At 73.8% G+C, this 18994-nt stretch carries 16 protein-coding genes; 8 read left to right on the forward strand and 8 right to left on the reverse strand.

Annotation, left to right across the window (positions count from 1 at the left end; genetic code table 11):
* The first annotated feature begins 490 nt into the window (after positions 1–490).
* The gene (locus AC559T_RS24790; protein ID WP_112108858.1) at positions 491–859 is read left to right on the forward strand and encodes a hypothetical protein; all 369 of its coding nucleotides are present in this window, start codon (positions 491–493) and stop codon (positions 857–859) included.
* 19 nt (positions 860–878) lie between these two features.
* Here AC559T_RS24790 and AC559T_RS24795 read toward each other — a convergent pair whose 3' ends face one another.
* Positions 879–2276: an MFS transporter gene (locus tag AC559T_RS24795; protein WP_498870264.1), complete on the reverse strand. Its 1398-nt coding sequence runs from the start codon at positions 2274–2276 to the stop codon at positions 879–881.
* A gap of 187 nt (positions 2277–2463) precedes the next feature.
* On the opposite strand from AC559T_RS24795, the gene AC559T_RS24800 reads away from it, so the two are divergent.
* From AC559T_RS24800 to AC559T_RS24810, 3 genes are all read left to right on the forward strand, one after another.
* Positions 2464–3333, forward strand: a complete 870-nt coding sequence (locus AC559T_RS24800) for a rhomboid family intramembrane serine protease (RefSeq protein WP_071063700.1) — start codon at positions 2464–2466, stop codon at positions 3331–3333.
* A 106-nt stretch (positions 3334–3439) separates the two neighbouring features.
* Entirely contained in the window at positions 3440–4651 is a 1212-nt protein-coding gene (locus AC559T_RS24805; protein ID WP_498870265.1) for an MFS transporter, read from the forward strand.
* Between the two features lie 98 nt (positions 4652–4749).
* The gene (locus tag AC559T_RS24810; RefSeq protein ID WP_083391024.1) at positions 4750–5445 is read left to right on the forward strand and encodes a response regulator; all 696 of its coding nucleotides are present in this window, start codon (positions 4750–4752) and stop codon (positions 5443–5445) included.
* A 74-nt stretch (positions 5446–5519) separates the two neighbouring features.
* Here the strand turns inward: AC559T_RS24810 and AC559T_RS24815 are convergent, their stop codons facing one another.
* The gene (locus AC559T_RS24815; RefSeq protein WP_498870266.1) at positions 5520–7358 is read right to left on the reverse strand and encodes a GAF domain-containing sensor histidine kinase; all 1839 of its coding nucleotides are present in this window, start codon (positions 7356–7358) and stop codon (positions 5520–5522) included.
* A gap of 621 nt (positions 7359–7979) precedes the next feature.
* Here AC559T_RS24815 and AC559T_RS24820 point away from each other — a divergent pair.
* The 4 genes from AC559T_RS24820 (at position 7980) to AC559T_RS24835 (ending at position 10990) form a co-directional block, all read left to right on the forward strand.
* The gene (locus AC559T_RS24820) at positions 7980–8636 is read left to right on the forward strand and encodes a cysteine dioxygenase (protein WP_498870267.1); all 657 of its coding nucleotides are present in this window, start codon (positions 7980–7982) and stop codon (positions 8634–8636) included.
* The gene (locus AC559T_RS24825) at positions 8633–9016 is read left to right on the forward strand and encodes a rhodanese-like domain-containing protein (protein WP_112106298.1); all 384 of its coding nucleotides are present in this window, start codon (positions 8633–8635) and stop codon (positions 9014–9016) included. The genes AC559T_RS24820 and AC559T_RS24825 overlap by 4 nt, the downstream gene beginning before the upstream one ends.
* Positions 9017–9800: 784 nt before the next feature.
* A complete protein-coding gene (locus AC559T_RS24830; protein WP_020462464.1) occupies positions 9801–10169 on the forward strand; it encodes a WhiB family transcriptional regulator in 369 nt (122 codons plus the stop codon).
* Positions 10170–10438: 269 nt separating this feature from the next.
* Positions 10439–10990, forward strand: coding sequence for a SixA phosphatase family protein (locus AC559T_RS24835; RefSeq protein WP_071063710.1), 552 nt, complete (start codon positions 10439–10441; stop codon positions 10988–10990).
* A gap of 44 nt (positions 10991–11034) precedes the next feature.
* On the opposite strand, the gene AC559T_RS24840 is transcribed toward AC559T_RS24835, so the two are convergent.
* The 6 genes from AC559T_RS24840 to AC559T_RS24865 all read right to left on the reverse strand — a co-directional run bounded on the left by AC559T_RS24840 (position 11035) and on the right by AC559T_RS24865 (position 18951).
* On the reverse strand, positions 11035–12126 hold the full coding sequence (locus AC559T_RS24840) for an ATP-grasp domain-containing protein (protein WP_498870268.1): 1092 nt from the start codon (positions 12124–12126) through the stop codon (positions 11035–11037).
* Between the two features lie 92 nt (positions 12127–12218).
* The gene (locus tag AC559T_RS24845; RefSeq protein WP_071063712.1) at positions 12219–12443 is read right to left on the reverse strand and encodes a hypothetical protein; all 225 of its coding nucleotides are present in this window, start codon (positions 12441–12443) and stop codon (positions 12219–12221) included.
* A 38-nt stretch (positions 12444–12481) separates the two neighbouring features.
* Complete coding sequence (locus tag AC559T_RS24850) at positions 12482–14002, reverse strand: alpha,alpha-trehalose-phosphate synthase (UDP-forming) (protein ID WP_071063714.1); 1521 nt, start codon at positions 14000–14002, stop codon at positions 12482–12484.
* 393 nt (positions 14003–14395) lie between these two features.
* On the reverse strand, positions 14396–14659 hold the full coding sequence (locus tag AC559T_RS24855; RefSeq protein ID WP_018499991.1) for a hypothetical protein: 264 nt from the start codon (positions 14657–14659) through the stop codon (positions 14396–14398).
* A gap of 111 nt (positions 14660–14770) precedes the next feature.
* Positions 14771–15874: a hypothetical protein gene (locus tag AC559T_RS24860; RefSeq protein WP_498870269.1), complete on the reverse strand. Its 1104-nt coding sequence runs from the start codon at positions 15872–15874 to the stop codon at positions 14771–14773.
* A 185-nt stretch (positions 15875–16059) separates the two neighbouring features.
* Entirely contained in the window at positions 16060–18951 is a 2892-nt protein-coding gene (locus tag AC559T_RS24865) for an FtsK/SpoIIIE domain-containing protein (protein WP_112107825.1), read from the reverse strand.
* Positions 18952–18994: the final 43 nt, after the last annotated feature.

Consider the following 18994-nt stretch of genomic DNA (forward strand, 5'->3'; position numbering starts at 1 on the left):
GTTCCGGAACCGGAACCGGACTACGAGGTTCCGCCGTCGAGCGCGGCGCGCTCTTAAGCGGGTGTCTCATGTGGGGAGTCTCTTCCAGCAAGTGAGCACGGCGGCGACCGCATCGCGGGCTACCTGATCGCCGACGCGCTCCTCGCGCGCTCGTCCTGCCAGAGGAGAGCGTTGCGCAGGGTTCCGAGATCTTGGCCGTTCCAGCGATCATCAGCCGTTCCAGCGATCCTGTCAACTTCACGACACCGGACGGCTATTCGGGCTGTCGGGCGGGGACGTCACCGCCTTCGTCCGGTGGCGTGCCCGGGTGCGAGCAGGACGGCCCACCATCTCCACCTGCAGGAACATACGAGACGAGGGTTTTCGGCGATGCGAAAAAGATTCCAGCACCACCCCCGAGCAGCGGGGAGACCGCGCCGCGCTAGAGTTTCCGGACTAGTCCGATCATCTCGGATATTTGCTTTTCGACAAACAATCAGGACCAGTGACGATGGCTCTCCGTGACAAACTCGCCGCGCGCGCCCAGCCCTATCTCGCCCCAGGTGAGACCGTGCAGCACGTCTTACAGGCGCAGACCGGGCCGACCCCGTACTTCTTCCTTCTCACCATGTTGATCATTTTCTGGATCGACTACCGCATCGTGGTCGTGACGGACCAGAGCATTCTGGTGCTCAGGGCCGGCAAGCTCGTGCCAACGAAGCCGAAGGGAGACGCGCCGCTCGCGCGCCTGCCCCGCGAGACCGTTCTGGGGCCGGTCAGCGGTCTGTGGGGGACGACGGAGGCGACCGGCGAGAAGCTGCGGATACACAAGCGCTTCCACAAGGACATCGCCGCCGCCGACGCCGCGATCGGGCGGTAGCGGAGCCGCCGCCCGCCCTTCACCGGTCCCGCGCCGGTACCGGGACCGCCCCGTCGGTAGCGGCACCACCAGCAGCACCGGCGCCGGCGCCGGTGCGCAGCAGGGACAGGACGACGATCGCCAGGGCGGCCACGATCGCGGCGAACACCAGGCCGGCGGTGGTCAGGCTCGTCAGCTCGACGAGCAGGCCGACCCCGACGACCGGCAGTGAGAGCGCCACGTAGGCGACGACGAAGAAGGCGGAGGCGGCCTCGGCGCGGCGGTCGGCCGGGGAGGCCGCGTTCACGGCGGCGAGGCCGGCCCGGAAGGCGATCCCCTGGGACGCTCCGGAGATCACGCCACCGATCACGAGGCCAGCGACCGACGACGTCGCCAGGCCCAGCGCGAGCACGCCCATGCCCAGCACCAGCCCGGCGCAGCCGACGGTGAGCCCGATGCGCTCGGGCGGACGTCCTGGTGCGGCGAGCCGGCGGGTGACGACGTCGAGCGAGGCCTGGCCGCAGGCGGAGGAGGCGAAGACCGCGAAGACGACCAGTCCGGTGATGGCCCGGTTCGGCGGATCCAGCACGGCGCCCAGGAAGGCGGGTGCCACGGCCGTGTAGAGGCCGAGGACGGCGAATCCGGCGAAGGCAGCCAGCGCGACGCCGACGAAGACCGACCGGGCGCTCGGTGGCACCCGGGGGCGCTGTGGGCGCAGCCGGGCCGGGCCTGTCACCTCGACGGTCTCGGGCATCAGCCAGATGCCGACCGCGGCCGGGACGAGCAGCGCCAGATCGACCACGAAGGTCAGCCGCAGCGGGTTGGGGGCGTACTGGGAGAGCAGGCCGGCCAGCAGCGGGCCGCAGCCCAGACCGCCCATGTTGGCGATGGTGGCGACCAGGGTGGCGCGTCCCCGCCGGTGCGGTGGCGCGAGGTCGAGGAGCGTCGCGGTGGCCGTCCCGGTGAACACGCCCGCGGACAGGCCGGAGAGCACCCGACCGACGAGCAGGACGCCGACGTTGTCCGCCAGCAGGAAGACCGCGGCGCTCGCGGCCGAGGCGAGCAGGCCGGGCAGCAGCGCACGGCGGCGGCCGACCTGGTCGGAGAGCCGTCCGAACAGCAGCAGGGCCGCGATCACGCCGACGGCGTAGGTCGCGAAGACCACGGTGACCATGAGCTGGGAGAAACCGAACCGCTCACGGTAGAGCGGGTAGATCGGCGTCGGCAGGGTGGTGCCGAGCATGGTGACGACGAAGGCGTACGTCGCGAGGACGAACCCCGCCCGGCGGCTGGTCGACGGGCGCCGCCGGGCCCGGCCGGCTGGGGGCTGAACCGGGGCCGCGCGGGTGGGCGGGGCGGCGGCGTCCGCCGTGGTCCCCGTGTCCGGGCCACCGGAGGCGGCCCCTCCCGGTAGGTCGGCAGAGCCAGCGGCGGACATGCCCCTACCTTGCCCCCCACCCAAAGGCCGGCGATAACGAGACCGAGGTGAGGAGCGTCGCATCCCACCGCGGTGGACGGCCGGCGCCGCACCGCTCGTGGCCGTCTGACCGGCCGGGGGCGGCCTGCCCGGCTGCGGCGACCCGGCCAGATACGGCGGTCTGACCGGCTACGGCAGGATGTCCGATGTGGTCATTCCGATTCACGACATCAATCCGCTGCGGCGCAGGCCGGTCGTGACCTGGCTGCTGATCGCCGCCAACGTCGTGATCTTCGTGTTCTTCACGCCGGTGGTCAGCTCGGTTGCCGGGGTACAGACCTCACGGACGCAGAACGCGTGCGAGCAGCAGCGCTTCTTCCAGGAATGGGGTGCGATCCCGAAGGAGCTGCTGTCGAACGAGCAGCTGTCGGTGGCGAACTCCGGCCGGCTCGCGGTGGACGCGCGGGGCCGGGTGGGCTGCCTGCAGGAGTCACCGCCGACGTTCGACAAGTCGCCGGCCCTGTCGGTGCTCAGCGCGATGTTCCTGCACGGCAGCTGGCTGCACCTGCTCGGCAACATGCTGTTCCTCGGGGTGTTCGGCAACAACATCGAGGATCGGATGGGCCGGCTGCTGTACCTGCTCTTCTATCTGACCTGCGGTTTCACGGCGGCGTACGGCTTCGCCGCGTTCGAGGGGAACACCACCGACACGCTGATCGGCGCGTCCGGGGCGGTGGCCGGGGTGCTCGGCGCGTACCTCGTCGTGTTCCCCCGCGCCCGGGTCATCGGGCTGGTCTCGGTGTTGTTCTTCCTGCCGTTCTGGCTGCCGGCGTGGATCGTGCTCGGGTTCTGGTTCGCGCTGCAGTACGTGTACTTCACCGGCTTCGGGGTGGCCGACGGTGGGAGCGTCGCCTACGGCGCGCACGTGGTCGGGTTCGTCGTGGGGGCCGTGCTGGTCGCGCCCTTCGTCCAGCGGCTGCGCGCGGCCGGGCCCGATCCGCGCCGGGCGGTCCAGCATCGCTGGGTGCGTGAGCCACCCGGATTCGGCCAGCAGCGGCGGCCCCGTCACCGCGGCTGAGCCCGGCGGGCGGGCCCCACAGGGGCGGGCCCGCCCGGGCCACCCTGCGGGTGTGGGGAAAAACCGCTGGTGACGAGCCTGGCGATACGGCACCGTTGGTGCGGCTATGACAACCGCATATCACCGCGCCCTGGCCACGCCGGGTGCCGCCCGCTTCGTCCCCGCCGCGTTCCTGGGCCGGCTCCCGATCGCCATGGTCTCCGTGGGGACGGTGCTGCTCGTCCAGGCCGAGACCGGTTCCTACGGGGTGGGTGGGGCGGTCGCGGCGGCCGGTGCCGTCGGTGAGGCGCTGCTCGCCCCGCGCCTCGGGCGGGCCCTCGACCGGTTCGGGCAGGCCCGGGTGCTGTCCGGCTGCCTGGCCGGTCATCTGGCGGCGATGACCACGCTGACCGTGGCGGTGACCGCCGGCGCTCCGCGTCCGGTGTGGTTCACCGCGTCGGCGGTCGCCGGCGGTCTGCTGCCCCCGGTGGGCGCCTGCGTCCGCGCGCGGTGGAGTGCCCGGCTCGGCGGCGGGGAGCTGCTCGGCACCGCGCTGGCGCTCGAGTCGGCGCTCGACGAGGTGGTGTTCGTCCTCGGCCCCACCCTGGTGACGCTGCTGGCGGTGCTGATCGCGCCGCCCGCCGGCCTGGTCGCGTCGATGGTTTTCCTGGCGACGGGCACCGGTGCGCTGATCGCGCTGCGGGAGAGCGATCCGGGGCCGCGCGGCGGCGGCGCGGCCGCCAGCGCCCGCATGCTGCGCGACGGGGGCACCCGCACCCTCCTGCTGATCTTCCTGTGCATCGGCATCGCGTTCGGCGGGGTGGACGTGTCGATGGTCGCCTTCGCCCGGGAGGAGGGGCTCGCCGCGGTGGGCGGGATGCTGCTCGGGCTGTTCGCGGCCGGGTCGGCCGTCTCCGGACTCGTGTACGGCGCGCGGGCGCACACCCGGCCCCTGTCCGGCCGGTTCCTGCTCGCCGCGGCCGTGATGGCGGTCGGGATGGCCCTGCCGCTGGCCGGGGTGACCCTCGAGCTGATGATCCCGCTCGCGCTGCTGGCCGGGGCGACCGTCTCCCCCACCCTGATCACCGGCAACGCGGTGGTCGAGCGCCTGGTCGGCGCCGGGGCGCGTACCGAGGGGTTCGCCTGGCTCACCATGGCGGTCGTCAGCGGGATAGCCGTCGGGGCGCCGGTCGCCGGCAGTCTGGTGGACGGCGGGGGCGCGCACCGCGGATTGCTGGTGACCGCGGGGGCCGGTGTTCTCATCGGTTCGGCCGCGCTGACCGGCCGCCGCCCGCTCTCCTCAGGTCGACTGGTGGATCATCGTCCACACAACGATTGAACCCGGCTAACCAGCCGTTCACCAGAGTTATAATCTGCATGCTGCACGTGACATACAGCGACGTTCTTCAACGACAGCGGGGTCGGGCGGAGTCAACGGTGTCAGAGGTATCAACGGGCAGTTCCGGGGCCGGCGTGACGCCCGCCCAGCAGTCGCGGGCGGGCTCCATCCGCGTCTTCCTTCTCGACGACCACGAGGTCGTCCGCCGCGGGCTGCGTGACCTGCTCTCCGAGGAATCCGACATCGTCGTGGTGGGCGAGGCCGGGCGCGCCGACGAGGCGATCGCGGACATCATCATGTTGCGCCCGGACGTCGCCGTCCTGGACGCACGGCTACAGGAGGGCAGCGGGATCGAGGTGTGCCGGCACGTCCGGTCGCACGATCCGGAGATCGCCTGCCTCATCCTCACCTCGTTCGACGACGAGGACGCCCTGTTCACCGCGATCATGGCCGGGGCCGCGGGCTACGTCCTGAAGCAGATCCGGGGCACCGCGCTGGTCGACGCGGTGCGCCAGGTGGCCGCCGGCCAGTCCCTGCTCGACCCGGCGGTCACCTCCCGGGTGCTGTTCCGGCTGCGCGAGGGGCCGGTGGAGGACGAGCGCCTCGCCGGCCTCACCGACCAGGAGCGACGGATCCTCGCGCTGATCGCCGAGGGGCTCACGAACCGGCAGATCGCCGCCCGCATGTTCCTGGCGGAGAAGACGGTCAAGAACTACGTGTCGAGCATGCTGTCCAAGCTCGGGATGGAGAGCCGCACGCAGGCGGCCGTGTTCGCCACCAAGCTGTCGTCCTGACAGCCGGCGTGGGAGCCCCGGCCCTGACTGGCCGCTGGGGCGCCTGACGGGGAGCACCGCGCCGCCGGACCGGTTCAGGGCCCACCAGGCCCCTCCGCGGGCCCGACGCCGAGTCGCGGGGCGGGGGTGTTCCCGGCCGGCAGCGCGCATGGTGGCGGGATGGGCTGAACCAGCGGCACGTGCCAGGTCACCGTCGTGCCGATGCCGTCCTCGCCTGGGCCGAACTCCATCCGGCCGCCGAGGTCGAGCGCCCGGCGGCGCAGGTTCGTCAGGCCGCTGCTGCGCGACGCGCCACCCGGGCCGCAGCCGTTGTCGCGCACCTGCACCGAGACGTCGGTGTTGGTGACCCGCACCAGCATCTCGATGCGGGTAGCCCGGGCATGCCGTGCGATGTTCGACAGCGCCTCACGGATGGCCGCCAGCAGGTGCGGATGGATCACCTCCGGGATACCGCGGTCGACCGGGCCGTCGATGCGGGCCGTGGGCCGGATGCCCAGCGCCTGCTCGGCCTGCGACACGATTCCGGCGATCTCGGCCCGCAGGTCGACGGGGCCGGCGGACGCCGTCAGCGAGAAAATCGTATGGCGGATGTCGGCGATCGTCTGATCCAGCTCGCGGACGGCGTCGTTGAGCCGCACCGCGGCGCCCTCGTCGATCACCCGGGCGAGGCCCTGCATCTGCAGACCGGTGGCGAACAGCCGCTGGATGACGACGTCGTGCAGGTCGCGGGCGATGCGGTCGCGTTCCTCGAACACCGCGAGGCGTTCCCTGTCCCACTGCACGCGGGCGAGTTCCAGGGCGAGCGCGGCCTGGCCGGCGAACGCCGCCGCCATCTCCAGGTCGAGCTGGTCGAACGGGACCGCGCCCGGGGCCGCGGTGAGCATGAGCACCCCCAGCGGCCGCCCGGCGGCCAGCAGCGGGATGACCATCACGGTGCCGATCACCAGGCCGTCGACGGCCTCGCCCAGCAGGCTGTGCGCGGCGGGATCGGCGCGCTCGGCGGGGACGAGCACCGCCCGGCCCTCCTTCATGATCTTGAACAGCCCGACCCGCTCGGGCAGCATCCGCCCCCGCAGCTGCTCGGCGAGCGGACCGTCGACGACGGCCACCTCCAGCGACCTCGGGGCCGCGCCGGCCCGCGCGGCGGGCCGGTGGGGCTGGACGCCGAAGCGGCCGGGCCGGGCCGCCTCCGCGCTGTTCACCGGGAGCACGATCGCGGCGAGCAGGGCCGAGGTGATCTGCCTGGCACGCCGGGCGACCAGCCGTAACGCGTCGACGGGCTCGGCCACCGACAGCAGCGCCGTGGTGATCTCGGCACTCGCGGTGAGCCAGGCCTGACGCCGTCGGGTGGCCTCGTAAAGACGGGCGTTCTCGATGGCGAAGCCGACGGCCGCGGCGAGCGCCTCGACCAGGTCCTCGTCCTCCTGGGTGAACTCGGGTCCGTGCTTGCCCACCAGGTACAGGTTGCCGAACGCCTCCCCGCGGACGGCGATCGGGACGTTGAGGAACGTGGTGAAACGAGGCCGGCCGGGCGGGAAGCCGAGCGTCTCCGGCGCGACGACGGCGGTGCCCACCCGCGGCGCGTTCCCGCCCGGGTGGGGGCCGCCCCCGGGCTCGCCGATCAGGCCGCGGCCGGGCGGCATCCGGGCGATGTCGCGGGGAACCTCCTCCCCCGGGCCGACCGCGATCAGCTCGGTGATGGCGCCGTCCTGGCCGAGGACCCCGAGCGCGCCGAGCTCGCAGTCCACCAGGGAGCGGGCCGCCTGCGCGATCCGGCGTAGCGTCACTGGCAGGCTCAGCTCGCGCGCGACATCGACCACGGCGTCGAGCAGGCCGCGCATCCGGCTCTGCACCGCGTAGACCTCCGACCTCGGAGCGGGCTTGAGGCAACGGCCGGCGCCGGTCTGGACCATCCCACGCCTCCCGTCCGATCGCCTCCCGTGACGATAACGAGCGCATGCCCCCCCCGGGGACTCCCCCGCGTATCCGGCGAACTCCTCCCTGCCACGAACGGGGCACCGGGATGGCGTAGAGTCCCTCGTATGGCCGTACCGGGCTTCCTGCTGCACAGCGACCGCGTGACCGACCTGAGCAGGGTCGTCACCGCGGCCTGTACGACCCGGGTCTGACCGCCGGCGGGCTGTTGCCCGCCGCCCGCCAGGCCCGTCCCGCCCGCCCCGCAAGGCCTGACGCCGCGGGGCGCCCTGAAGAGGCACGCCGAAGCCACCAGCCCGCACCCCCGGGGGGCTGATCCCAGCCACCGCACCCGATGCCCCGGGGCCGGTCACCGGCCGCGGCCCGCCCGCGCATGCGCGCCGGTCCGCGGGAAGCGCCGGTCAGCCGGAGACGTCGACGGCCGGTTGGGAGCCGCCCCGCCTGCGCCCGGCGCCGGCTGTCGGCACGAGGCCTCTTCACTCCGCTCACCGATGCGTTCGACCCACCGATGCGTTCGACGTGTCCGCGATGGCGTCACCTGCGTGACGTCCGCCCGCCAGCACTCGCGTCGCGCGTGGCACTCGTGCAAGGAGGCACCGATGCCGCTGATCCACCCTGCGCTGCTCCGTCCGGCTGTGGCGGCCATGCATGAGGCCACGTCGCCCGGCGCCGCACCGCCCGGCGCAACGTCACCCGGCGCCGCGCCGTCCGGCGTCGCGCCACTCGTGCCGGACCGGTTTCTCGTCGACGAGCCGATGACTCTCGGCCTCGCGGACCTGCGCGAACTGGTCGCCCGGCTGGCGGGCGCCGACCTCGCCTGGCGGCCGCTCGTCCGGCACGACCCGGACAGCCGCTGGTACACCCGCCTGCTGCTGTCCGGCGCCGTCGAGGTGTGGCTCATCGGCTGGTACCCGGGGCAGCGGACGGAGATCCACGATCACGGCGGCGCGCTGGGGGCGCTGGCCGTCGCCGAGGGCGCCGTGGACGAGGACGAGTGCGGGGCAGACTGGCAGATCACCCGGACGCACCGGCACGGGGCGGGGGCGCTCGCCGTCTTCCAGCCGGATCACGTCCACCGCATCGTCAACCGCGGGCACGGCCTGGCCACCACGATCCACGCCTACTCGCCGCCCGAGCTGCCGCTGCGGTACGCGCCGGACCTCGCCCGGCGGACGGAGCCGCCCATGCCCCGCGAGTCGCGGGAGTCGCGGGAGTCGCGGGAGTCGCGGGGCATGGCCGCGGTGGTCCCGGCGTGAGCGAGAGCCGGGTCGACGCGATGCTCGGCGCGGCCCGTGCCCGGCTGCGCCGCCTCACCCCCGAGCAGGCCGCGGCGGCGCTGACCGACGGCGCCGTCCTGATCGACATCCGGCCGGCGGCCCAGCGGGCCGCCGAGGGCTCGATCCCGGCCGCCGTGGTGATCGAACGCAACGTGCTCGAATGGCGGCTGGACCCGACCTGCGAAGCCCGGGCCCCCTTCGCGACCGGCGACGACATCGTGCCGATCGTGATCTGCTCCGAGGGCTACACCTCCAGCCTGGCCGCCGCCTCACTCCAGGACCTGGGCCTGCCCGCGGCGACCGACGTGATCGGCGGGTTCCACGCCTGGGCGGCGGCGGGCCTGCCGACCACCAGCTGATCTCCAGCCCAACCACCGGCGGACCGCCGACCGAGCTCGAGTCGATCGCCGGCTGATCCGATCCGAGCTGAGCGCCGGCCGCCCGGCCGCCGGCCGTTGATACGTTTCAAACCCACGGTACCCTCATGTGGTCCTGAGCACATTTCAAGGCCGATGAGCGACGACATCCGGAATCCGGCGGCATTTTGTACCTTTTTTACCTGCCGGCAACCCGCTCCGGAGGCGGCCTCCGGCCGCGCCCGACCGGCGCTCCCCGCACCGACATCTCACCGCCACGGTGCCGTCACACCGATCTTGCTGCCTCTACAGAATGCCTGTACAGCAGCCGCTTGTATGCCTGGGAGACCTAGCGCACAGCGCGCGCGGAAACGGTGACGTAACCGCCATGGACCTGGGAAGGTGAGGTCCGCCGCCCCGGAGCACCACCAATCGGGGGGCCCGGAGGGTTCCGGACGTCGGCGTTCCGGAACCCTTGCTATCCGGTCGAGAGAAGTCTACGTTCCTCGGTTAACGAGACGAGACGGGATCGTTTCCGAGCGGGGCTCCGAGTACACGCCGGGCGCACTGTTGGGAAGCACCTGGGGGCTTCTCGACTCGTGCTGGTAGGCCCGCCTGTCCGGTGTACGGCGCTACGCCGGACGTGCGTTACCGCAGCGCACCTGTCCGCCTTTGCAACGTCAGCAGGAGACGGTATGCCCAGTCAGCCCGGCATGCTACCGGTCGGTAGCCCCGCCGCACCCATGTCCCTGTCGCCGTCCGATTCCGTCCGCGAGGGAGGCAACCGATGAGTGCCGGCGTACCCGTACTTCCCGGTCGTGACCTCCCGCCGCAGCCGTTCGGCGAGGGCTGGCCCGTCTACTGGCGCCAGGACGCCGCGTGCCGCGACGGCGACCCGGACGCCTTCTTCCCGCCGGACGGGCGCAACACCAAAGCACGTGCGGCCGCCGAGACCCGGGCCCGCAAGATCTGTTCCGACTGCCCGGTGCAGCGGGCCTGCCTGGCCACCGCGATCTTCCGCCAGGAAGAGCACGGGGTCTGGGGCGGGCTGACCTCGGACCAACGCTCCGCCCTCGTCCCGCGGGGCCGGCTCAGCGCGGACGACGCGCTCGCCGCCGCGGACCGCCTCCTGCTTTCCATCGCCGTCGCGAGCTGACCCGGCCACGGGCCGCACGTCCTCCGGCCCGGTCATCGTCCCCCCCGGCGATGACCGGGCCGTCCTCGTCGGACGCCTCACGCCACCACATCGAGACCACAGGCCGGTGAGCGGCGTAACGAAGGCATTGACGGAGACCTCCGGCGATGGGCAGTCTGCGAGTCGTCACGGCGCCTGTGCCGGCGCGTTCGACGGGCGTTCGACAGGCGACAGACGGGGAGGACCATGGTGTCCGGTGGCGACGGGTTCGCGCGTGCCGAGGCCGCGCGGTGAGGCCCACCTCGCGCCTACTGCTGCTGCGGCACGCCAAGTCCGACTGGACGTCCGACCCGGAGGTCCGTGACCAGGACCGCCCGCTCTCCCCGAAGGGGCGCCGCGGTATCGCGCTGGTCGCCGACTACCTGGCCGCGTCCGGTCTCGAGCCCGACCTCGTGCTCTGCTCGTCCGCCGTGCGCACCCGCGAGACGGTGGAGCACCTGGCCGACGCGCTGCCCGGCGACGTCCCGGTGCTGGTGGAGGACCGGCTCTACCTGGCCGAGGCGAACGACCTGCTGGCCCGGCTGCGGGAGATCGACGACGGTGTCCCGACCGTGCTGCTGGTCGGCCACAACCCGGGCATCCACACGCTCGCGGTGGGGCTGCTCGCCCCGTCCGAGCGGCACCGCGTGCCGACGTTCCCGACGGCGGCGCTGGCCGTGCACGGCCCCTCGGTGCCGCGCTGGGCCGAGCTCGGCCCGGCCACGACGAGGCTGCTCGACTTCGTCACCCCGCGCTCCCTGCGGACGTCCGCCGGCACCCCCGGGGACCCGGCGGACGACTGAGCCGCCAGGGAGCGACTGGCACCGGCAGGGGCCCGGCCGGGCCGTCAGGCGGGTTGGGCTCGGTCGGGGCCGGTGCTGCGGCGGTGCACCCGGCCGGCGGCCGAGCCCAGCCGACGGGCGGCGTCCCGGGCCACGCCATGGCCACGCGGGCGCGGCGAGAGGCGGTCGAGCGGGCGCATGACCATCGCCTCGTTGTAGGCGATGAGCGTCTGCGGGAGGTCCGGCGAGCCCACCTCCACCGGCTCCCCGAGCAGGAGCGCGAGCGCGAGCCAGGGCAGGTTCAGCCCGGCCGCCGCCGACTGGTAGGTCCCGGAGGCGGCCCGCGTGTTGACCTCGAGCAGCACCGGCGTGGCTCCGCGGTAGCGGACCTGGACGTTGTTCAGGTACGCCAACCCGAACTCCTCGACGACGCGGGTGGCGAGCTCCGTCACGGCCGCGTCCGCCCGCAGGTTGCGGGTCCAGGGCAGGCCGTCCTTGCCTCGCGGCACCGCCGCCAGGACACTGCCGGGCATCGCCACCGGGCCCGCCCCGGGCGCGGGGCTCGTGCCAGAAGCAGGGCGGGAGAGCACGTCGACGCTGAACTCCGGCCCGTCCAGGAACTCGCCCACGACGAGGGCGGGGAAGCTGCCGGCCCGGCCGAGGATGCGTTCCATGGTGGCGGGGCTGACCCGCACCGACGGCGGCTCGAACAGCGCCGTCAGGCGCTCGGCGTCCCCGTCGATGATCCGGAAGCCCTGGCCGCCGTGGTCGACGTCCGGTTTGACGCAGACCGTGCAGCCCGCGGCCGACAGCTCGTCGCAGGCGGCCTCGAACTCCGCGAAGGTTGTCACCGTCCGGGTGTGGGGCACCGGCAGGCCACGGGCCGCCATCGCCGCGTACTGCCCGGACTTGGTAGTGAAGATCCGCGCCGAGGCGGCTGGGGAGCACATGACCCGCACTCCGGCGGCCTCGAACTCGCCGACCCGGGCGGCGACGCCCAACATGTTGCGCCCGGGGACGAACACGTCGATCCCGTGCCGGCGGCACGCCGCCAGTGCCTGCTCGACGAACTCGTCGCCCTCGCCCGGTGGCTCGTCGATGACGGCGTCGCAGGCCTGCAGGAACGGGGTGCTCGGGATCTGGTGGGAACCGAGCACCGTCAGCCGGCCGGGGCCGGCTCCGTCCCGCAGCAGCCCGATGAGCTGGTAGGTGCCGCGCCAGGTCTGGTTGAACCAGAGGCGCGCCGCGCTCAGTACGCCTGCTCCATGATGTTGGAGGCCAGGCCGATGGCGGCACCCGCGACGATCGCCACACCGGCCGCGATCCACAGGGGCACCGAACCGAGGATCAACGCGAGAGTCCCGAAGATGAAGGCGGCGATAATGATGTACACCGCCGCCCAAGAGCCCACGTTGCCCCGCACATGACCGGTCTCCGACACGTCCACTCCTGTCTCGTCGTCCACGGTAACCATGCCCGACCTCCCGCCGAGCGTACCCGCCCGGGAACGTCTCAGGAGAATCCAGCCAGGTGACGCAGATCCGCCAGTTGGTCGTTGAGCCATCGCCGGACGTCGTGCGTGCGGACCTGCTCGGCGGCCGCGGCGAGCCGACGGTGCCGTTCCTCCATCGGCATCGTGAGCGCGGTGTAGAGGGCGTCGGCCATCTGCTGGACGTCGAACGGGTGCAGCGTGACGGCGAACTCACCCAGCTCCTCGTGCGACCCGGCCATCTCGGACAGCGCGAGCACGCCGCCGCGCCGGTTGACGACGGCGACCTCCTTGGCCACGAGGTTCATGCCGTCGGCGATGGCGTTGACCATCAGCACGTCACAGATCGAGTAGGCGGCGACCGCCAGCGCGAAGTCCTCCACCATGCGGAGATCGATGGGCTGGCGCCCCTCCTTGGTGTGCTTGGCGTTGATCTCAGCGACGACCGCGCCGATCAGCGCGATGTAGTCGGCGTACTCCGGGACGTCGGTCCGGCTCGGCTGCAGCAGCGCGAGGAAGCTGACCCGCCCGACGAGCTCGGGATGTTGGTCGAGCAGGGTGCCGAAGGCCAGGAAACCGCGCACCACGTTCTTGCTGGGGTCGGTGCGGTCCACCCGGAGCACGAGCTGGCGGTCCTCGTCGAGGAACACGTAGCGCAGCATCGCCATGTGGGCGGCGACGTCCTCGCTGGCCAGCGTGGCGTCGAGGGCCGCCGGGTCGACGGAGATCGGATAGTAGCGGGCGCTCACCACCCGGTCGTTCACCGTGACGGTCAGGTCGTCGAGGTTGATCGGCAGGCCGAGCAGCTCGCCGGCGCACAGCACGAAGTTCCGGGCGTAACGGCGGGTGTGAAAGCCGACGACGTCACTGCCGAGCAGGCCGCGCAGCAGACGTTCCCGGATGTTCCCGGGCAGCACGCGCCATTCGTCCGGGCCCGGCCACGGAATGTGCACGAAGTGGGTGAGAACCACATCGGGGCACTGTTCGCGGACGTGTTCGGCCACCAGGTAGAAGTGGTAGTCCTGCAGCAGCACCAGCGCCTTGCCGCCGCGGGACCGCACCTCGTCGGCGACGGCGTCGGCGTAGGCCCGGTTCACCGCGGCGTAGCCGTTCTCGAACGCGTCGTGCTCGGCCCGGGTGAGCACCGGAGCCAGCGACCGGCCGTACAGGCCGTGCTGGATGAACCACAGGATCGGGTTCGACCAGACGCTGTAGAAGTCGGCGTAGGCGTCCGGATCGGTCACCACCAACCGGACCCTGATCGACGGGCCGTCCGGCTGCCCCTCGACGACGTGCGGGGTCGGCTGGGTCTGCACCAGGATCGCGCCGCCGTCGTTCTCACCGGCGACGGCGGCGTCCTCGGGGGTCGCGGCGCCGCACACCCAGACCGCGTCGTCGAGGTGCTCGGCGAGGCCGGACAGCGCGGACACCAGCCCGCCGGCGCCACGGTTGACGGTCCGGCCGGACGCGTCACGATCGAAGCTGACAGGACCTCGGTTGGACAGCAGAACCAGCGGAAGATCGAGCAGGTCGATGTCCGACACGGCGGAAGAAGCCCTCCTGGTCGTCATGGTGCCCGGCACCGTCGGTCGGCGCACGGCCGGCAATGTGGGCACTGTCGGCCACGGCCCGCCGAAGGGTCGGGCGCACGGGACAATCCGGACTGTAGTGAGCCTGGCTATCGGATGCACCGCGTTGCCGCCCGGCCAGGACGTTGTTACCCGGACACCCGGCGGGTTACCACCACCGCACAGCGCGTGCGGGTCTCCGTGACACGGACCCCGACCAGTTCGTCCACGTACGCACCACTGCGCGACCAGTGCACATGCCCGGCCGGTCCGGCCGCACCGCGCGCCGCGGTTCTCCCCCGCCGACACCGGTCCCACCGGCAGTGTGTCCGACACCACGCCGGATCCGGGCCGGTGGTACGCCCCCGGTCACAGACCGTCGCGGTAGACCTTGACCTCCTGGACGGCGTTGCCGAGCGCGGCGAGCGCGTTCTCCAGGCTGTCCCTGGTCTCGACCAGCGCACTGGTGAGCTGCTCGACGGCGAGGTGCTCACTGCCGTCGGTGGCCGCCACGACCATCGCCTGCGCTTCCTCGATCATGTTGAGCGCGCCCTCGAGCTGGCCCGTCACATCTTCCGTGCGCCGGAACGCCTCGTCGAGCTGTGCCTTGACGTCGGCGATCGTCCCTGCCACCGTGCACTCCGTTCGTTGACCGACTGGGTCCTCTCACCGGCTGGGTCCTCTCACCCACTGGTCCCCGCACCGGCTGGTCCCCGCACCGGCGCGGGCTGCCCGGCCCCGGCCTCAGCGCCGCCCGGATCCGCCCTGGCCGGTGGGTTTGGACGAGCCGGTGGCCGCGCCGAAGCCCAGCCCGAACCGCAGCGCGAGCGCGAGCACGGCCAGCGAGCCGACGGCCCCCGCCGGCTCGATGGGCACGAAACCGAACGTGGCGAAGACGGCGACCGCCGCCGACGCCGCGGCGAGCAGGGCGCTGCGCACCGCGGCCGCCGCGGACGAGCCGGTGGCCGCGACCACCGCGATCGCGCCCACTCCCCCGGCCGCGGCGAGGCACGGCAGGGCCGGCGCCGCCACGAACACCCGGGCCGCCACCGTCAGCGCGCCGCCGAGCGCGCAGCACAGGGCGGTGACCAGCCCCGCGGACATCCCGGAGGCGCCCTTCGTCACCGCGCGCAGCTCGGCGGAGCGGGCCATCACCTCCAGGCACAGCCGGTAGGCCAGCTTCTTCGCCCGCTCCGGGTCGACCAGGCCGTCGGCGCCGACCAGGCCGCCGGACGCCGCGCCGAGCCGCTTCCCGCCGCGCTGACCCATGGAGGGCTGCTCGTCGACACCGCGGGCCCGCGAGCCGCGCGACGCGCGGCGTCCGCCCGCCGCGTCGATCGTCACAGCCGTGGGACGGCCGCCGCGGCCACGGTCGAGCCCGTCCAGATCGCCGGCGTACCGCTGGTAGACGGCCTCGAGGTCGGGCCCCTCGCCCCTGCGGGGGCGCACCTGGTCGAGCTCACCCAGGCCGTGCGGGGCCAGCGACCCGCCGACGCTCCCCCAGACGACGCCGATGCGTGTGCGTATGTCGTCGGCCGCCGAGCGGTGCCGGCGGGCGATCACGTCATGCCCCTCCTGGCGGGCGGCGAGGCTCTCGGCCAGCCGGGCCCGCACCGCGTCGGAGGCCCCCATCAGCTCCCGGTACCGGTTGGCCGCTACCAGCGGATGGTCGAGCTCCCGCGGCACGAACGCGCCGGGCCGGGGCGGCACGGCCGCGGCGGAGCCGGACCGGGGGGTGGGAGCGGTGGCGCCTGAGGGCATGGTCGGCACGAGCGGCCCGTCCGGGATCTCGGCGAGGCCGGAGCCGATCGTCCCGCCCGCCCCCGGGGCGCTCCCGCCGCCGCTCACGCTCCCGTTCCCCCGCCCGTGGCCGAGGTTGGGATCGGGACCGGAGCCGGGGTCGGGAGGCCCCAGCCCGCCGCTGGCACCCGCCCCGGCAGCGTCGGGACCCGTCGGGAGTCCATATGGATCAGCCACCCTCCGCGCATTCCCCGCCTCGGGCGGATCACTCACCCCACGCCGGCCCGCGCCGCTCACACCGCCGCTCCGCTCTCGGCCGCCGACCCCGTGCCGAGCGGGGCGAACGGGACGACGGTGCGCGGCTCGGCCTGGGCGTGCCGGTCGAACAGCACCGCCCGGTTCGGCGTCGTGCCCGCCGTGACCGGACGGTGTCCCGCCAGGCCGAACAGGTCACCACCGGGCAGGCCCGTCGCCGCCCAGGCCGCGATGTCGTCCCGGTGCCCCGGGCCGAGGTCGTCGACGAGCCGGGACGGCGCCCGCCACCAGCAGAGCAGGTGCACGCCGGTGGCCGGGCCACGCCGGGTCAGCGTCCGCAGGTCGTCGAGACCGGACCGGCGCGACGCGTCGTCGCGCGCCTCGAGCCCGGCGCGGCCGGCGTCCATCGCGAACACGACGATCAGCCGCATGCCCGCGGCGGCCTCGCCCCGCCCGGCCAGCGCGGCCTCCTCCCGGGCCCGGATCTCCGCCGCGGCCGACCCCAGCACCCCGCGCAGACCGGTGACGTCCGTGACATGGGTGGGATGCCCGGAGCGCCGCAGGACGTCCGCCATGACCTCGGCCGCGGCCACCGTGGCCGGATCGGCGGCGACCACGTCGACGACCAGCCCGCCGCGCGGCGTCTGGGCACCGACGGACACGGCGGCCGCCTGGACCATGCCGACCGCCTCGCGGCGCAGCGGGCCGAGGATCGCCAGGTGCCGGCCCGGCAGCCGGGCGAGCCGCACCCCCACCGCCGGCGGGGCCAGGTCCAGCGGGACGCCGACGAAGGCCAGCGGGTCCCCCGCCGCCTCCCCGGGCAGCGGCGCCGGCCGCCCGGCCAGCGCCTGGAAGGCCGGGTTGTCGGCGAGGACGGCCGGCGCGTGGCCGACGAACACCCGCGGCGCCCGCATCGGCGGGACGGCCCGGGCCACGAGGGCCTCGATCCGCTCCCGCAGCCCGGCGATCACCTTCGGGTCGGGATAGGCCACCCGGACGTGCTCGTTACCGATCGGATGGCCGTTGCGCCGGTTCACGATGGCCTCGCCGACCCCGGACAGCGCGCCCGCCGCCTCGTTCGCGGTCGACAGCAGAACCCGGGACTCGGAGATCGACGTCCGCAGCGCGACGCGCAGCGCGAACTGGCCGAAGATCGATCCGCGCTTGCCCGCGGTCGCGTCCAGCGCGTCGATGCCGGACAGCGTCTGGCTGGCCAGCAGCAGGTGGATCCCGTAGGCGCGGCCCTGGCGGGCGATCACCTCGAGCAGCGCGACCGCCTCCCGGGCGACCGCGTCGAGTGGGGTGAGCATGACCTGGAACTCGTCGATCACGATCAGGGTGCGCGGCCAGGCGGAGCTGCGGTCGGCGGCACGCAGCCCGCGCAGGTCGCGCGCGCCGACGGCCCGCATCGTCACCGAGCGCCGCTGCATCTCGTCCCGGGCGGCGCGCAGCACCGCGACGCCGAACTCCCGGTCGCTCTCGATGCCGACGGTGTCGGCGTGCGGAAGGTAGAAGGGGTCGCCCGGACGCGCGGCGAACTGGGCGAACTCCAGGCCCTCCTTGAAGTCGAGGAGGTGGAAGCGGAGCTGGTCCGGGCCGTAGCGGGCGGCCAGCCCGTAGACCACGTCGAGCAGCAGGGTCGACTTCCCGGCCCCGGCCTGGCCGCCCACGAGGCCGTGCACGGTGTCGTCATCGAAGGCGAGGGTGACCTCGCCGTCCGGGCCGTGCGCCACCGGGACGGAGACCCCGGCCGAGCTCTCGTACTCCCAGAGCCCGGCGGGCAGCAGGCCACCCAGGTCCGGCGCACGGGCGGCGGCGCGCTCCACCCCGGCCGCGACCCGGGCGGTGACGTCCGAGACGACCACCGACGGTGGGGGGGCGTCCAGGACGCAGCCGAGCAGGCCGGACAGGGTGGTGCGCCAACCGCCGGGCATCCCGCCGTCGCTCTCGCCGCGCAGGGCCAGCAGCTCGACCGCGGTGATCGTCTCCGCGTTCGGCAGCCGCCCCGCGGCCCGCCCGCCGGGGACGTCGACCCCACCGCCCCCGGGTTCGACGACCGCGATGACGTGCACCCCGCACGAGGGGCCCTGGGAGGCCACCGCGTCCAGCGCACGGGCGGCCTCGTCGGGCAGGGACGGCCAGCCCAGCAGCACCAGCAGCCGCCACGGCTCCGACCGGGGCAGGCCGGCGTCCTCCCGTTCGCGTAGCGAGTCGAACCGGCCGGCGAGGCGTTCGACGGTGATCCGACCGACCTCGCCGGAGAGCTCGGCGAGGGCGAGCTCGAGGCGCGCGCGGCTGGTCAGCGTCGGGCCGACGACCCCGGCCACCCGCAGCGGGGCGAAAGCGGCGAGGCCGGCCCCGAGCTCGTGCGGGTCGTAGACGGTGATCCGGACGCCACCCGGGGGGACGCTCGCCAGGATCCGGGTGAGCAGGCCGCGGACCAGGCCGACCGCCTCGCCGCGGCGGGGGCGGGTGGTCTCGATCTGGAGGTTTCCCGCGTCGAGCAGCGGCACCGCCAGCGGCACCTCGACGGTGCGCTCGCCGCGGGCCAGCGGCGGCACGAGGATCCGGCCCAGCCGCCACAGCCCCGGCCGGACCGGTGGCCCGGGCGTGGGGTCGGCGCCGCCCGCGGGCAGTGTTCCCCGCCACTCCGGCGCGTCCCAGCCGGCGCCGGCGAACGCGGGCGCCTGCCGCCGGGCGAGCGCGCCGGCCTCGCTCAGCGCGAGCGCGACCTGGTCGAGATCGCCGGCGAGGTCGGCCGGCACCGCGCCGAGCGTCTCCGGGTCGAGCGCGGCGGCCGACGGGACGGGCAGCGCGCCGGAGGCCAGCTCGGTCGCCTGCTCGTCGAGCTGGTCGGCGAGCGCGAGCGCCGCCTCCAGGCTCTCCGTGATGCCGGAGACGAGCAGGCGTGCTCGCCGCGTGCCCGACACCGCGACCTCCTCGCGACAGACGACCGGAACGTCTCCTGACCGG

This window comes from Frankia sp. Hr75.2 (assembly GCF_949319125.1).
In the GTDB taxonomy this organism is placed as follows: Bacteria; Actinomycetota; Actinomycetes; order Frankiales; family Frankiaceae; genus Parafrankia; species Parafrankia soli.

Bases quoted from the DNA above. Each gene is read 5' to 3' on its own strand.
- AC559T_RS24805 (WP_498870265.1), top strand. From the start codon at position 3,440: ATGACAACCGCATATCACCGCGCCCTGGCCACGCCGGGTGCCGCCCGC.
- AC559T_RS24795 (WP_498870264.1), bottom strand. From the start codon at position 2,276: ATGTCCGCCGCTGGCTCTGCCGACCTACCGGGAGGGGCCGCCTCCGGT.
- AC559T_RS24820 (WP_498870267.1), top strand. From the start codon at position 7,980: ATGCCGCTGATCCACCCTGCGCTGCTCCGTCCGGCTGTGGCGGCCATG.
- AC559T_RS24830 (WP_020462464.1), top strand. From the start codon at position 9,801: ATGAGTGCCGGCGTACCCGTACTTCCCGGTCGTGACCTCCCGCCGCAG.
- AC559T_RS24790 (WP_112108858.1), top strand. From the start codon at position 491: ATGGCTCTCCGTGACAAACTCGCCGCGCGCGCCCAGCCCTATCTCGCC.
- AC559T_RS24845 (WP_071063712.1), bottom strand. From the start codon at position 12,443: ATGGTTACCGTGGACGACGAGACAGGAGTGGACGTGTCGGAGACCGGT.
- AC559T_RS24815 (WP_498870266.1), bottom strand. From the start codon at position 7,358: ATGGTCCAGACCGGCGCCGGCCGTTGCCTCAAGCCCGCTCCGAGGTCG.